Genomic DNA, 14,263 nt, shown 5'->3' with positions numbered 1-14,263 from the left:
GTTCCCGGCTTCAAGGCCTCGGTCATGCCCGGACTCTCCTGCTGCGATGCTGAAGCAACGCAGCGGGCGGGCCGAGGTTCAGCCGCGATCGCCGGACCCGCGCAACCAGCTTTCGATTCCCGCGGCCGCGGCGACGCCCGTGGCGAAGCAGCCCTGCAGCAGATAGCCGCCCGTCGGCGCCTCCCAGTCGAGCATCTCGCCGGCGACGAAGATTCCGGGCAGGCGCTTCAGCATAAAGCCGGCATCGACCGCATCGCGCGCGACACCGCCGGCCGTCGAGATGGCGCGGGCGATCGGCATGGCCGCGCCGAGACGCAGCGGCAACGCCTTGATCAGCACAGCCAGGCGCTCCGGCTCATCATGAAGCGCGGTTCCAGCGACCTCGCGCAACAGAGCGACCGCGACCGGCGAGAGGCCCGCTGCCTTGCGCAGATGGTTGCTCAGCGTCTCGCCCTTGCGGCGCTTGCCGAGGCGGGTGGCGAGGGCTTCCGCCGTGAGATCGGGACGCAGATCGACCTCGATCTCCGCCGCGCCGTCGCGCAGGATCGCCTCGCGGATCGGGCCCGAGAGCGCGTAGATCACGCCGCCCTCGATGCCCTCGGCATCGATCATGGCCTCGCCGGCCGCCTGCTCACCCGCGAAACGGACGACGACGCGCTTCAGCGGCTGGCCGGCGAAGCGCTCCTTCATCAGTTGCGACCAGGCAACCGTGAAACCGCCATTGGCGGGCTTCAGCGGGGAAACGACGACATCGCGCTCCGCCAATAGAGGCACCCAGCCGCCATCGGAGCCGAGCCGCGGCCAGCTCGCGCCACCGAGCGCGAGCAGCGTCGCGTCGGGGCGGATGGCTTCGGTTTCACCACTCGCCAGGCGGAAGGTCAGCGCGCCCGCTGCATCCCAGCCCGTCCAGCTCCTGCCCGCCGCGAGACGCACGCCCAACCCATCGAGCCGGCCGAGCCAGGCGCGCAGCAGCGGAGAGGTTTTCATGGCGCGCGGGAAGACCCGGCCGCTGGAGCCGACGAAGGTGTCGGCGCCGAGTTCGTCGGCCCAGTCGCGCAGGGCCTGCGGCGGGAAGGCGTGCAGGGCCGGTTCGAGCCAGCCGCTGGCTTCGCGATAGCGCCGGAGAAAGGCGTCGAGCGGCTCGGAATGGGTCAGGTTCAGGCCGCCGCGCCCGGCCAGCAGGAACTTGCGGGCAGGCGAGGTCATGCGCTCGTGGATCGTGACGCGGTGCCCGGCCGCGGCCAGCCGCTCGGCGGCGATCAGGCCGGCCGGGCCGGCGCCGATGATGGCGATATCGGGCATGCGTCAAACCTTCATCAATCATCCCGGGTGACGAGAGGGAGACCCGGGATCCACGCCTGAACCTTCGGAAGAAGCGATCTGGCATGGATCCCGGATCGGTGCGGCTGAAGCCGCTTGTCCGGGATGACGGCGTTGTTTCTGTAAGGCATGGCTTTAGACTGGCGCACCCGCCGCGCAAAGCCCCGAACGCCCATGCCCGCCATCGCCGCCTATATCGGCGCCGCGCTCTGCGAGCCGGATCGCGGGGACCTGACCGGCGGGATCGTCTGCCTCACCGGAGCCGCGATCATCCTCGCGGCGCCGAGGTGACCCGGCGCCGGCTTACCCGGCTCTCAAAGCTCCACCGTCATTCCGGGGCATTGCGCAGCAATGAGCCCGGAACCCATGAACACCATAGGTGCCGGAGCGGAACGACGGCTGCCGCGCCTTGCTTCTTTTCCGAGACGTCGTGTTCATGGGTTCCGGGCTCGGCCCTGTGGGCCGCCCCGGAATGACGACACCGTTGTGGAGCGCGCGCTCTACCCCCCCGAATGGGGCGACGGAATGAGCACGGTCGGCGTCTCGCGATTGCGGGCCGCTTCCTTGGTCTCACGCAGGCGGCTCTCGCGCAGCTCGTGGGCGCTCTCGAGGATCGGATAGGCGATCGAGACGACGTGGCCGTGGATGCGCTTGAGGTCGCGGATGATGTCGAGATGGATCGCGCTGGTCTCGATCGATTCCGGCCGGCCGGAGCGCAGGCGCTGGAAATGGCTGTCGGCGGCGTGGCGCTCGGCCTCGCGCATCGCCGCCTTGTCGGCGAAGAGCTGGCGGGCGAGCACGAGGTCGCGGGTGGCGAAGACGTTGAGGGCGAGCGCCAGCGCCGAGGCGACGCGCTGATGGAACTGGCGGATCTCGCCGAGCCCCTCCGGCGAGAAGGTGTAGCGCTTGCGGATCTTCTTCTCGGCGAGCTCGCGCAGATTCTTGTCGATGATGTCGCCGATATGCTCGAGATTGGTGATCAGCGTGATGATCTCGAACAGGCGGCGGCTCTCCTCCTCGGTCAGCTCGTTGCGAGAGACCTTGACCAGATAGAGCTTGATCGATTCGTGGATGGTATCGACGCCGTCATCGGCCTGGGCGATGGCACGGGAGAGCTTGAGCTCGTCCTTCTCCAGCAGGGTCATGGTGTCGCGCAGCATGACCTCGACGCGGTCGCCGAGACGTAGCGCCTCGCGCATGGCGCCGGCCAGAGCCTCTGTCGGGCTGTCGAGCGCGTTGGGGTCGAGATAGCGCGGCGCCACGGCCTCGGCCTTATCGTTCTTGCCGGGCATGAAGCGCTCGACCAGCGATGAGATCGGCTTGACGAAAGGCAGGAAGACGAGCGCACCCACAAAGTTCAGCGCGACGTGGAACTCGATCGCGAGGCGCGCATCGGCAGAGGGCAGGCTGAGCAGCCAGGCCGAGAGCGGGCCGACGAAGGGCAGCACGGCGATCGCCAGCACGAGCCGGGTCAGCAGGTTGCCGACGGCGGCGCGGCGCTGGGCGGCGGGCGCGCCAAGCTGGTCGAGCACCGGGATCAGCGCATTGCCGAGATTGGCGCCGATGACCAGCGTCAGAGCCGTCGCCGGCGGGAACAGGCCTGAGGAAGCGAAGGTCGCGACCAGCAGGATGATGGCGATGCTGGAATGCACCATCCAGGTCGCGGCGATGGCGACGAGCACGGCGAGCAGCGGCTCACTGCCGAGGGCGCCGAGCACGACGCGGAAGGTCGGCGACTGGGCGAGCGGGGCGGCGGCCGTATTCAGTTCGATCAGCGAGAGCAGGATCAGGCCGATGCCGACGAGGACGCGGCCGATATTGCGCGGGCGCTCCATCGCCTCGCTCGACAGATACATCGCGACGCCGATGGCGATGCACAGGCCCCAGAGCCAGCCGAGATCCATCGAGATGACGAAGGCGGCGAGCGCCGTGCCGAGATTGGCACCGAGCAGGACCGCGAGCGCCATGGCCGAGCCGATCAAGGCCTGACCGGCGAAGGAGGAGACCAGCAGAGTCGTCGCCGTGGAACTCTGCAGCACCATGGTGACGACGATGCCGCTGCCGAAAGCGGCGAAACGATTGCGGGTGAAACTCTGCAGCGCATGCCTGAGCTGGGAGCCGAAGGCGCGCATCGCGCCCGTTCGGACCAGCCTGACCGCCCAGATCAGCAGCGCGACGCCGCCGGCGAGGTGGAGCAGGATGTTGGTAGCGCTTTCGCCCGTGGCCATTTCAGTGCGGTCTTTCCCCGTTTTGGGTGATCATGTGTCAGCAGAATCTATCATTTTTTGATTAGCCAACTCAACAGAAATAACGCCTGAAAGTGCCGAGAATGCGGCAGAACGCCCATTCGGATGGCATACGAACGTTGATTTTTATCGATCTTCGCCCGGCTCAGTTGGGCGGAATCAGCGTCACGCCCGATTTCGCAAAGGAAACCGCGACCGGCGCGCCCTGCTCCAGCAGATCGCGGGCGCCGTATTGCACCACGAAGAGCTCGCCGACCTCGGTTTCGACCATGATGTCGAGATGGTTGCCGAGATAGGCGCATTTGCGGATCGTGCCGGGCAGCGAGCCAGCCAGGCCGGCCTCGCCGAGCAGCAGGGATTCAGGCCGGATCGCGACCTTGGCCGGACCGGGGCCGAGCCCGCGCGCCGGCAGCGAGACGGTGGTCGAGCCGATGCCGACATCGGCGCGGCCATCGGCCACGGCCTTCACGGTGACATCCACCAAATTGGCATCGCCGATGAAGTCGGCGACGAAGGCGTTGGAGGGCTGCTCGTAGAGGTCCCGCGGCGCGCCCTCCTGCGCGATCCGCGAATTCGACATCACGATGATGCGGTCGGAGACGGCCAGCGCCTCCTCCTGGTCATGGGTGACGTAGGCCACGGTCAGGTTGAGATCCTGCTGCAATTCGCGGATTTCCTCCCGCACCCTCCGGCGCAGCTTGGCGTCGAGGTTGGAGAGCGGCTCGTCGAAGAGCAGCACCTGCGGCTCCAGCACGAGGGCGCGCGCCACGGCGACGCGCTGCTGCTGGCCGCCGGAGAGCTCGGAGGGGTAGCGGCTCTCGAAGCCCTTGAGGCCGACCAGCGCCAGCTTATCCAGCGCCATCTGCTTCGCCTGCTCCTTGCCGAGCCCTTTCACTGTGGGACCGTAGGCCGCGTTCTCCAGCACGCTCATATGCGGGAAGAGCGCATAGGACTGGAAGACCATGGAGACGTCGCGGTCGGCAGCGGACAGCTTGGTCACGTCATTGCCGCCGATCAGAATCTGGCCCTCGCTGGCGATCTCGAGGCCGGCGATCATGCGCAAAGTCGTGGTCTTGCCGCATCCTGAGGGCCCGAGCAGCGTGACGAGCTTGCCGGCTTCGATGGTGAAATTGACGTTGTCGACCGCCGTCACCGCGCCGTAGCGCATGGAGACGTTACGGAACTCGACAGAAGCGGGACCGGCCTTCGTCAACTTGTTGCTCCCTGGGTGATTGGGTCGGAGACCGAGCTGGATAGTGCCACGACCTTGCGGCGGCCGAGCTTGCGCTCGCCGACGCCGAACTGGATGAGGCCGATGCCGAGCGCCATGAAGACGATCAGCACCGAGGAATAGGCGATGGCGAGGCCGAACTCGCCGGCCTCCACGCGGCCGACAATATAGGCGGTGGAAAGGTTGTACTCGGCCGAGACCAGGAAGATCACCGCGCTGACCGCCGTCATCGAGCGCACGAAGCTGTAGACCAGCGCCGAGACCAGCGCGGGCTTCAAGAGCGGCAGCACGACGCGCCAGAGCGTGGTGAAGCTGCGGGCGCGCAGCGTCGTCGAGGCCTCGTCCAGGCTCTTGTCGATCTGCGACAGGCCGGCGATGCCGGAGCGCACGCCGACCGGCATGTTGCGGAAGACGAAGGCGATGATGAGGATCAGCCCCGTGCCGGTGATCTCGACCGGCGGCACGTTGAAGGCGAGGATATAGGCGACGCCGAGCACCGTGCCGGGAATGGCGAAGGAGAGCATCGTCGCGAATTCCAGCCCGCCGCGGCCGCGGAAGCGCTGGCGCGTCAGCAGATAGGCGGTCAGCAGGCCGATGATCGCCGTCAGCGGCGCCGAGATCGCCGCGACCTTGATGGTGGTGAAGAAGGACGGCCAGGCCGAGCCCTGGAAATAGATGCCGTTGCTGAAGTCGATGGCGAAGCCGGTCGTGTAATGCTGCAGGGTCGGCGTGAAATCCCGGCCCATGTTGCGGACGAAGCCGCCGACCAGGATGACGACGTAGATCACCAGCGTCAGCGCGACCCAGGGCACGATCACGGCCGCCGACAGCCAGGTGATGCGGCGCGGCAGCGGCGTCGGCAGGCCGGCATCGCCCTTGCCGGTCACGGTCGTATAGGATTTGCCGCCGAGCCAGCGCTGCTGCACCCAGAAGGCGCCGAGCGTGAAGGCGAGCAGCACGATGGCGAGCACCGCCGCCTGCCCCTGATTGTAGGAAGCGCCGACCACCGCGAAGAAGATCTTGGTGGAGAGCACCTCGAAATTGCCGCCGAGCACCAGCGGATTGCCGAAATCGGCCATGCTCTCGACGAAACCGAGCAGGAAGGCGTTGGCGATGCCGGGCTTGAGCAGCGGCCAGGTCACGGTGCGGAAGGTCTGCCAGCGCTTGGCGCCGAGCGTCTGCGAGGCTTCCTCCAGGCTTGGGCTGATGCCCTGGACGACGCCGATCAGCACGAGGAAGGCGATCGGCGCGAAGGCGAGCACCTGCGCCAGCAGCACGCCCGGCAGGCCGTAGAGCCAGCGCGAGCGCGGGATGGCGAACCATTCGTAGAGCATCGTCGAGATGGCTCCCGCCCTGCCGAAGAGCAGGATCAGCGCCAGGCCGATGACGAAGGGCGGCGTGATGATCGGCAGCACCGTCAGCGCGCGCATGATGCGCTTGCCCGGCATGCCGGTGCGCAGGATGAGAAGCGCGCAGGCAAGGCCGAGCAGCGTGGTGATGACGCCGCAGAGCACGGCGAGGACCAGCGTGTTCCAGGCGACGCCGCAATTGGTGTTGCTGGTGACGCAGCCCAACCCCCAGATCGAGGAATCGAGGAAGCGCGCGATGAAGGCCGAGGGCGCGAAGGCGCCGCTCTGGTCGACCAGGGCGCTCTTCAGGATGATCGCCACCGGGAAGAAGATGAAGATGCCGATCAGCAGGACGACGAGGCCGATCGTCGAGACGGTGAAGAGGTCGCCCCGGCAGACGCCGCGATAGGCGAGGCCGTGGCAGAGCAGGAAGAGCAGCGACAGCAGCGTCACGAAGGCGCCGCCGCCGATGCCGCGCTGGGCGGCGCCGGCGCCGGCGAGCAGCGCCGCGAGCCATGGAATGCCCTGGTCCTGCAGGACGATGGAGAAGGCCTGGGCGAAGAACAGGACCATGCCGAGCAGGCCCGCCCAGACCAGAACGCGCGCCGTGCGCTGCCGGTCATGACTACCGACAAAGGCCGTCGCCGCTGCCAGCGCAATGCCGACCGGCAGGAGCCAGGGCGTCTGGCGCGAAAGAGCCAGCGCCAGCGCGCTGCCGGCCTTGCCGAACGGGTATTCGCCGAGCCAGCCCCAGCTCGTCAGGCTCATGCCCTCGACGAGATACCAGGGCATCAGCGCATAGCCGAGCCAGCCGATCAGCAGCACGAGTCGCGTCGCTGGCGCCATGGTTGCCCTGTCCCCTCGTGGAAAGCGATCCGGGCCGGTTCGCGCCGGCCTTCACGGTTCTTGATGCGATTCTGTAGGAGCCCCGCAACCGTCATTCCGGACGGAGCGGAGCGGAGATCCGGGATCCATGCCTGAACGTTAAGCGGAAGCGCTCTGGCATGGATCCCGGGTCAAGCCCGGGATGACGGCGGAGGTTCGGAGGTGAACCTCCCGACGTCTCACCGAAGGACGGCGCCGATTACTTCGGCAGCGCCTTCACTTCCTTGTCCCACTTGGCGAGCAGGCGGTTGCGCTCGGCCGAGGAGCCGTATTTCACGAAGTCGTAGTTGATCAGCTTCATCTGATCCATCTTCGGCGACTGCGCCGGCACCGGCGAAGCCTTGTTCGACGGCACCTGATAGGACTTGGCCGGGGCGGCCAGCGCCTGGGCGGCCGGGGTCAGGGCCCAGTCGTAGAACTTCTTGGCGTTGTCGAGATTGCGCGCGCCCTTGACGATCGACATCGAGCCGATCTCGTAGCCCGTGCCCTCGCAGGGCGCGACCGGCTTGATCGGGTCGCCCTGCACGGCGAAGACCACCGCGTCATGGATGAAGACGATGCCGACGGCGGTCTCGCCGAGGCTCGCCGCCTTGGCCGGAGCGGCGCCCGACTTGGTGTACTGGCTGATGTTCTTGTGCAGGGCCTTGAGATACTCGAAGCCCTTCTCCTCGCCCATCAGCTGCACGACGGTGGCGAGCAGGTTGTAGGCGGTGCCGGACGAGTTGGGATCGGCGACCTGGACGTCGTCCTTGAGCTTGGCGTTGAGCAGGTCGGCCCAGCATTTCGGCTCGGGGATGCCCTTGGCCTTGATCTGCTCGGTGTTGAAGCCGAAGCCGAGCGCGCCGGCATAGATGCCGATGGAACGCTGCTTGGCGGCCTTCCACTGGTCTAGCGCCCAGCTGTTCAGCTCCGCGTTCTTGGGCGATTCATATTCGAGGGTCAGCCCCTCCTCCGCCGCCTGCAGATGCGGATCGCCGGTGCCGCCCCACCAGATGTCGCCGCGCGGATTGGAGGATTCGGCCTTGAGCTGGGCATAGATCTCGCCCGCCGATTTGCGGGTCATCGCGACCTTGATGCCGGTGTCCTTCTCGAAGGCCGTCGACATGGCGCGGCACCATTCCTCCTGGACGCCGCAATACATGACGAGCGACCCTTGAGCGCGGGCCGGCGTGGCGGCGAAGGCCGCGGTGGCGAGCGCGGCGAAGAGCCCCGCCTTGAGCCAGGATTTCGACTGCATGGTAACCTCCCTGATCGGATCTCTTGTTTTTGTGGCTTGAGACGAAGCTGAGACGACTTCTCCGAAAGATCAATCAAATATCGTGCTGGCTAAACGATTCCGGTGATCTCCTTCAGCACCGGTGCCAGCTCCGGCGTGCAGCATAGGATCGGATTGCCCTTGGCGATCCCTTCGCCGGCGAAAAAATCATTGATGTGAGCGCCGGCCTCGCTGGCGATGACGATGCCCGCCGCGACGTCCCAGGCGTTGATGTGAAGTTCGGCATAGGCGTCGCTGCAACCGCCGGCGACATGGCAAAGGCCGAGAGTGCCGGAGCCGCCGCGCTTCATCGCCGCGCCCGCCGCATAGCCCCGCTCGATCACCTTCAGGTAGTTCTGCGCGGGAATGCGGGTCGACCAGCCGAGCTCGACGGAGGAGCGGGCTATGTCGGCCGCCCCCGAAACCTTGATCGGATCGCCATTCAGCGTGGCGCCGACGCCGCGCCGCGCGGCATAGACCTCGCCGAGCGCAGGCGCGGCCACAACCCCGATCGCCGGCTGCCGCTGCGAGAGGAAGCCGATGGAGATGCACCAGTTGCGGTCGCCATGGGCGAAGTTGGCGGTTCCGTCGATCGGATCGAGAATCCAGACGGCGTCGGAGGCCTCGCCGCCGCCTTCCTCGCCGATGACGGAATCGTTCGGGAACAGCGTGGAAAGCCGCTGGCGCAGGAAGTCCTCGACCTTGCCGTCGGCGACGGTCAGCCAGTCCTGTGCGCCCTTCATGGTGACGCCGAGCGACTCGCGCTTGTTGAAATAGCCCAGCGCCAGATGGCTTGCCTCGGCCGCGAGGCCGAGCGCCGCATAATACCGCAGATCGCGTTCCGCCGGGGTCATCGCACCACCAGCCATCACTTGGCTCCCAGATCGACGCGGACCGGCTTGCCGGTCTGTGCCGATTCCGTCGCGGCATCGGCCAGAATCTGGGCCTTCAGCCCGTCGAGGCCGGTCGGCGACGCCATAGCCTTCCCGTTGCAGGCGGCGATGAAGGCGTCGAGCTCGGCGCGATAGGCGGCCGCATAGCGCTCGAGGAAGAAGTTCTGCACGGGATCGGCGCGGAAGCCCTGCCCCGTCGCGATCTCGACGGTCGTCTCGTGGATGTTGCCGGCACGCAGCATGCCCTTGGAGCCGTGGACCTCGATGCGCTGGTCATAGCCATAGGTCGCGCGGCGGGAATTCGAGATCTGGGCGATGCGGCCCGAGGCCGTCTTCATGACGACGGCGGCGGTATCGACGTCGCCGGCCTCGCCGATCGCCTTGTCGACGAGGGCGGAGCCGAGCGCGAAGACCTCGACCGGCTCCTCGGCCAAGAGGAAGCGCGCCATGTCGAAATCATGGATCATCATGTCGCGGAAGAGCCCGCCCGAGCGCTTGACGTAATCGACCGGCGGCGGCGAAGGATCGCGCGAGATCACCGTGACGATCTCGATCTCGCCGGCCTCACCCGCGCGCAGCCGCTTCTCCAGCGCCGCGAAATTCGGATCGAAGCGGCGGTTGAAGCCGATCATCAGCGGCTTGCCGGATTTGCCGACGATCTCCAGGCAGCGGCGGATGCGGGCGGCGTCGAGATCGACCGGCTTCTCGCAGAACACGGCCTTGCCGGCGGAGACTGCCTGCTCGATCAGATCGGCATGGGTGTCGGTCGGGGTGCAGATCAGCACCGCGTCGATGGCGGTGTCAGCGAGGATCGCCTCGGTGCTCGCGGCCTTCGCGCCGGTGGCGGCGGCGAGCGAGGCGGCGGCCTCCGGCATCGCGTCGGTGACGGCGACCAACTCGGCATCGCCGCGCGCGGCGACGTTCAGCCCGTGGATGCGCCCGATGCGGCCGGCGCCCAGCAATCCGATCTTCATGGTCGTCTTCAGTCCCGTGGTCATGTCCGGCGGCCGTCCTGCCGCGATTGGGCTCAGCGCGCTAGTCGTGCGCGCCGAGAATGTTCTGGTCGAAATCGATGTTGGCGCCGGTCATCAGCCCCGACTCGGCAGAAGCGAGATAGGCGACGGCCTTGGCGACCTCGCGCGGATCGATCAGCCGGCCGAAAGGCTGGGAGGCGGCGGCCTCGTCGAGCCAGCCATCCCTGGCGTCGTGGCGCAGCTTCATGATGGCGTCCTCACCCGGGGTCGCCATCCAGCCGATGTTCAGGCCGTTGACGCGGATGCGGTGCTTGATGAGGCCGTAGGCGACATTCTTGGTCAGCACCGCGAGCGCGCCCTTCGAAACGCTGTAGGCGGAGAGGAAAGGCTGACCGCCATGGGCCGACATCGACTGGATGTTGACGATCGCGCCCGCGATGCCCTGCCGCTGCATCAGCTCGGCCGCGCCCTGGATCAGGAAGAAGGGCGCTCGCAGGTTCACCGCCATGATGCGCTCGTAGAGCTCCGGCGACGTGTCGAAGATCGTGCCGCGATCGGTATCTCCGGCGGCATTGACGAGAATGTCGAGGCGGCCGAAGGCCTTCTCCGCCGCCGGGACGATCTGCCTGACGGCGTCGAGATCGGCGAGATCGACCTGATGGAAACGAGCGTCGCAGCCCTCAGTGCGCAGGCTCTCCGCCACCGCCTCGCCGCGCGCCGCGTTGCGCCCGGTCAGCAGCACGGCCTGCAGGCCGCGAGCGGCGAATTCGCGCGCGATCGCCTCGCCAAGTCCCTGGCTGGCACCGGTGACGACGGCGACCTTGCCGTGGAGATCACGGCTGAACACGCTGGCTTGCGGCAAGGAAGCTGCCTCCCGGAAAACGGCAGGAATTTTTTAGGCTTCCCGCTTATTGGAATAAATATTCCATTCTCGGCACGAACAAGTCAAGGCGCTCCGGCTGCACGCGTTGACAAAAGCCGCCGGGGGCGGTGTTTGATCCGGCATGGTCCAGCCGACCAATGAGCCAGGACAGCCCGGACGATCATGAGGACAGCGAGACCGAAGCGCCTTTCCCGGCCGCAACGTCGCTCACCGGCGGCAGCTTTCCGGCGCCCGGCCGGCCGAGGTTGACCGCAGCGCGTCGCGCGCAGCCGGCTCCTCGCTTCATGTCTTCATCTCTATCGTGAAAGGGCCGCCCCGGCGGGCGGCGCCAGCCATGCTCGATCTCAGCTCGAACCTGACCCTCTCCTGCCCGAACCGCCCCGGCATCGTCGCCGCCGTCTCCACCCTGCTGTTCGAGGCCGGCTGCAACATCCTCGACGCACAGCAATTCGACGACACCGAGTCCGACCGGTTCTTCATGCGCGTCGTCTTCAACCGGCTTGACGGCAGCCAGCCGCACGCGGCCATCGCGGAATCGCTCGCGGCGCTCGGCCGGCGCTTCGGCATGGAGCTCAGCCTGCACGAGGCCAGCCGCCGCAAGCGCGTCATGCTTCTGGTCTCGAAATTCGACCATTGCCTGGCCGACCTGATCTATCGCTGGCGGATCGGCGAATTGCCGATGGAGATCACCGGCATCGTCTCGAATCACGCGCGCGAGCATTTCGCCTCGACCGATCTGGGCGAGCTGCCCTTCCACCACCTGCCGGTCACCCGCCAGACCAAGATGGAGCAGGAGGCCGAGATCTGGCGGCGGATCCAGGACAGCCGGACCGATCTCGTGGTGCTCGCGCGCTACATGCAGGTCCTGTCCGACGGGCTTTCGGCCAAGCTCGCCGGGCGCTGCATCAATATTCACCATTCCTTCCTGCCCGGCTTCAAAGGCGCCAAGCCCTATCACCAGGCGCATGAGCGCGGCGTGAAGCTGATCGGCGCCACCGCCCATTACGTGACCTCGGATCTCGACGAAGGCCCGATCATTGAGCAGGACGTCGAGCGCATCTCGCACCGGGACACGCCTGACGATCTCGTCCGCAGGGGGCGCGACATCGAGCGGCGCGTGCTGGCGCGCGCCGTCCGCCATCACCTTGAGGACCGCATCATTCTCAACGGAAAGAAAACTGTCGTCTTTACGGATTGACCCGCATAAAATTGCAGCAAGATGCAGGCGCAAGGCACATTCATGCATACGCTCCCGCTTCCAGCCATCCGAGACCGTCACAGGGACATACCAGTCCCGCGCTGCACAGTTGACGCTTTCGTTGGCACATGCCTTGCTGAGGCCATCAACGAAAACACGGCGCGAAAGCGCCGGGGGATAATTTATTGTTTAAAGGTGGAGGCAATCCGATGAAAGAGCAGGAAATCCGCGGCCTCGTCGCGGATGTGAAGGAAGGCACGCTTTCGCGACGCTCCTTCATGCAAAAGATGGCGGCGGTGGGTATCGCCGCGCCGATAGCAAGCCAGATCCTCGTCTGGAACGATGTCGCGATGGCGAACGCCACGCTCGAATACAAGCCGACCAAGGCCGGTGGCGGCGGGCCGCTGAAGATCCTGCTCTGGCAGGCCGCGACCCTGCTCAACCCGCATTTCGCCTCCGGCACCAAGGACCAGATCGCCTCGCGCATCTTCTACGAGCCGCTCGCCGGCTGGGACAAGGAAGGCAACCTCATCCCCTGCCTCGCCGCCGAGGTGCCCACGAAGGCCAATGGCGGGCTCTCGGCCGACGGCACGGTCGTGACCTGGAAGCTGAAGCCCGGCGTGAAGTGGCATGACGGCAAGCCCTTCACCGCCGACGACGTGGTCTTCACCTGGGAATACGCCAAGGATCCGGCGACGGCCGCCTACACCACCGGCTCCTATACCAACATCAAGGTCGAGAAGGTCGACGACCTCACCGTCAAGGTCATCTTCCAGCAGCCGACGCCGTTCTGGGCCGACCCCTTCGTCGGCACCGTCGGCCAGATCCTGCCCAAGCACCGGTTCGGCGACTATGTCGGCGCCAAGTCGCGCGAGGCGCCGGACAACCTGAAGCCGATCGGCACCGGCCCCTACAAGTTCGTCGAGTTCAAGCCCGGCGACGTCCTGACCGGCGAGCGTTTCGTCGACTATCACATCAAGAACCAGCCCGCCTTCGACACGCTCGAGGTCAAGGGCGGCGGCGACGCAGTCTCGGCGGCGCGCGCCGTGCTGCAGACCGGCGAATATGACTATGCCTGGAACCTGCAGGTCGAGGACGAGGTCCTCAAGCGCATGGAGACCGGCGGTCGCGGCAAGATCAGCGCGGTCGCCTCGGGCGACATCGAGTTCATCATCCTGAACCCGACCGATCCGTGGACGGAAGTCGACGGCGAGCGCTCGAGCATCAAGACCAAGCACCCGACGCTGTCGGATCCGAAGGTGCGTGAGGCGATCAACCTCCTGATCGATCGCGACTCGATCCAGAAGTTCATCTATGGCCGCGGCGGCATCGCGACGGCGAGCTTCGTCAACGAGCCCAAGCAGTTCAAGTCGCAGAAGCTGAAATACGAGTTCAGCGTCGACAAGGCCAACAAGATCCTCGACGACGCCGGCTGGAAGAAGGGTGCCGACGGCATCCGCGAGAAGGACGGCAAGAAGCTCAAATACGTCTACCAGACCTCGATCAACGCCCCGCGCCAGAAGACCCAGGCCATCATCAAGCAGGCCTGCCAGCGCGCCGGCATCGATCTCGAGCTCAAGTCGGTCACGGCCTCGGTGTTCTTCTCGTCGGACGTCGCCAATCCCGACACCTACACCAAGCTCTATGTCGACATGGAGATGTACACGACGACCCAGCCCCAGCCCGATCCGGAGCGCTTCCTCAACCAGTTCGTCTCCTGGGAGGTCGCGACCAAGGAGAACAAGTGGCTCGGCCGCAACGTCTCGCGCTACACCGATCCGGCTGCCGACGAGGCCTACAAGGCCGCTCAGAAGGAGCTCGACCCGGCCAAGCGCGCCGCGCTGCTGATCAAGGTCAACGAGATCTTCTGCGAGGCCAACATCATCCTGCCGCTGCTGTCCCGCACCCGCGTGGCCGCATCGCTGAACAACCTTTCCCACGACCATTCCGGCTGGGACGTCGATACCTGGAACCTCGCGGCCTGGTATCGCAGCTAAGAGCCAGGCGGCCCCTCGCGGAGAGATTCGTC

At 66.5% G+C, this 14,263-nt stretch carries 10 protein-coding genes; 2 read left to right on the top strand and 8 right to left on the bottom strand.

The features are described 5' to 3' along the window. Positions 1 to 78: 78 nt before the first annotated feature. From AC1DVA_RS13950 to AC1DVA_RS13915, 8 genes are all read right to left on the bottom strand, one after another. Positions 79 to 1,302 (bottom strand): TIGR03862 family flavoprotein, encoded by a 1,224-nt coding sequence (locus tag AC1DVA_RS13950; protein WP_476806233.1) that lies wholly within the window; start codon positions 1,300 to 1,302, stop codon positions 79 to 81. Positions 1,303 to 1,820: 518 nt separating this feature from the next. Continuing rightward, positions 1,821 to 3,548, bottom strand: coding sequence for a Na/Pi cotransporter family protein (locus AC1DVA_RS13945; protein ID WP_265051617.1), 1,728 nt, complete (start codon positions 3,546 to 3,548; stop codon positions 1,821 to 1,823). A 163-nt stretch (positions 3,549 to 3,711) separates the two neighbouring features. Next, the gene (locus AC1DVA_RS13940; protein ID WP_265051616.1) at positions 3,712 to 4,779 is read right to left on the bottom strand and encodes an ABC transporter ATP-binding protein; all 1,068 of its coding nucleotides are present in this window, start codon (positions 4,777 to 4,779) and stop codon (positions 3,712 to 3,714) included. Continuing rightward, on the bottom strand, positions 4,776 to 6,992 hold the full coding sequence (locus AC1DVA_RS13935) for an ABC transporter permease (protein ID WP_476806232.1): 2,217 nt from the start codon (positions 6,990 to 6,992) through the stop codon (positions 4,776 to 4,778). The genes AC1DVA_RS13940 and AC1DVA_RS13935 overlap by 4 nt, the downstream gene beginning before the upstream one ends. Positions 6,993 to 7,230: 238 nt before the next feature. Next, positions 7,231 to 8,268, bottom strand: a complete 1,038-nt coding sequence (locus AC1DVA_RS13930) for an ABC transporter substrate-binding protein (protein ID WP_442864882.1) — start codon at positions 8,266 to 8,268, stop codon at positions 7,231 to 7,233. Positions 8,269 to 8,357: 89 nt separating this feature from the next. Beyond that, complete coding sequence (locus AC1DVA_RS13925; RefSeq protein ID WP_476806231.1) at positions 8,358 to 9,155, bottom strand: inositol monophosphatase family protein; 798 nt, start codon at positions 9,153 to 9,155, stop codon at positions 8,358 to 8,360. Next, the gene (gene iolG / locus AC1DVA_RS13920; RefSeq protein ID WP_265051613.1) at positions 9,155 to 10,177 is read right to left on the bottom strand and encodes an inositol 2-dehydrogenase; all 1,023 of its coding nucleotides are present in this window, start codon (positions 10,175 to 10,177) and stop codon (positions 9,155 to 9,157) included. Before iolG ends, AC1DVA_RS13925 begins: the two co-directional genes overlap by 1 nt. A gap of 37 nt (positions 10,178 to 10,214) precedes the next feature. Next, positions 10,215 to 11,015 carry an SDR family oxidoreductase gene (locus AC1DVA_RS13915; RefSeq protein ID WP_265051612.1) on the bottom strand — a complete coding sequence of 267 codons (801 nt, stop codon included), beginning with the start codon at positions 11,013 to 11,015 and terminating at the stop codon, positions 10,215 to 10,217. Between the two features lie 355 nt (positions 11,016 to 11,370). Between AC1DVA_RS13915 and purU the strand changes: the two genes are divergently transcribed. Both purU and AC1DVA_RS13905 read left to right on the top strand, forming a co-directional pair. After that, entirely contained in the window at positions 11,371 to 12,234 is an 864-nt protein-coding gene (gene purU / locus AC1DVA_RS13910) for a formyltetrahydrofolate deformylase (RefSeq protein WP_476806230.1), read from the top strand. Positions 12,235 to 12,443: 209 nt separating this feature from the next. Then, positions 12,444 to 14,231, top strand: coding sequence for a peptide ABC transporter substrate-binding protein (locus AC1DVA_RS13905; protein WP_265051610.1), 1,788 nt, complete (start codon positions 12,444 to 12,446; stop codon positions 14,229 to 14,231). Positions 14,232 to 14,263: the final 32 nt, after the last annotated feature.

It is taken from the genome of Allobosea sp. P4_C6, assembly GCF_056402015.1.
The sequence above is the reverse complement of the archived record's forward strand: the minus strand, read 5'-3'. Positions and strand labels throughout refer to the sequence as shown.

What these genes read in the sequence shown, in the direction of transcription:
- AC1DVA_RS13950 (WP_476806233.1), bottom strand. Translation starts at nt 1,302, where the DNA reads ATGCCCGATATCGCCATCATCGGCGCCGGCCCGGCCGGCCTGATCGCC.
- AC1DVA_RS13945 (WP_265051617.1), bottom strand. Translation starts at nt 3,548, where the DNA reads ATGGCCACGGGCGAAAGCGCTACCAACATCCTGCTCCACCTCGCCGGC.
- AC1DVA_RS13935 (WP_476806232.1), bottom strand. Translation starts at nt 6,992, where the DNA reads ATGGCGCCAGCGACGCGACTCGTGCTGCTGATCGGCTGGCTCGGCTAT.
- AC1DVA_RS13930 (WP_442864882.1), bottom strand. Translation starts at nt 8,268, where the DNA reads ATGCAGTCGAAATCCTGGCTCAAGGCGGGGCTCTTCGCCGCGCTCGCC.
- AC1DVA_RS13925 (WP_476806231.1), bottom strand. Translation starts at nt 9,155, where the DNA reads ATGGCTGGTGGTGCGATGACCCCGGCGGAACGCGATCTGCGGTATTAT.
- iolG (WP_265051613.1), bottom strand. Translation starts at nt 10,177, where the DNA reads ATGACCACGGGACTGAAGACGACCATGAAGATCGGATTGCTGGGCGCC.
- purU (WP_476806230.1), top strand. Translation starts at nt 11,371, where the DNA reads ATGCTCGATCTCAGCTCGAACCTGACCCTCTCCTGCCCGAACCGCCCC.
- AC1DVA_RS13905 (WP_265051610.1), top strand. Translation starts at nt 12,444, where the DNA reads ATGAAAGAGCAGGAAATCCGCGGCCTCGTCGCGGATGTGAAGGAAGGC.